The 570-nt window shown below is 80.9% G+C and carries 1 pseudogene; it reads left to right on the top strand.

The features are described from left to right. Nucleotides 1–570: pseudogene (locus STRAU_RS36165) on the top strand (serine protease); the annotation flags it as partial.

The following is a 570-nucleotide window of genomic DNA, read 5'->3' on the forward strand; positions in this document are numbered from 1 at the left end:
CGCGTCGCCGCCGCCGCGCACGCCCCGCGCGCCGCCCGGCACGCCACCGGCGACGCCGACCGTGAACTCCTGCGGTTCGCGGCCGAGGCCCTCCTCGCCCGCCCCGCCGACGACGCCCTGCACGGCAACGCCCTCGCCCTCCTCGTACGCGACCCCCGCACCCGCGCCCGCCACCTCACCCGCGCCCTGGAACACTTCGGGGCCGGCGACCCCGGCCTGCCCGCGAGCGCCCTCGCCGCCGCCCTGACCACCCACCCCGAGACGGTGCTCGCCGCCTTCCGCTCCCGACTGCGCACCCGGAGCACCGGCACCGCCGAGGTCCTGCGCGGCCTCCCCGAGGTGCCGACGCCCGACCTCGCGCGGCGCATCGCGGAGCTCGTACAGGAGCGGGCGGAGCAGTGCCCGCGGGCCGCGGCGGACGCGGCGGCGTACGCGGATCTGCGCCTCGAACAGGGGCCGGGCGTGCGCGCCGAGCTGTTCCCGCTGGTCGCGGGGCTCATGCGGTGCCGCAGCGTGGACGCGCGGCTCCCGCTCGCGCCCGTGCTCGCCGCGCCCGGCACCCCCGCCTCG

This window comes from Streptomyces aurantiacus JA 4570 (assembly GCF_000414115.1).
GTDB classification, from domain to species: Bacteria; Actinomycetota; Actinomycetes; order Streptomycetales; family Streptomycetaceae; genus Streptomyces; species Streptomyces aurantiacus_A.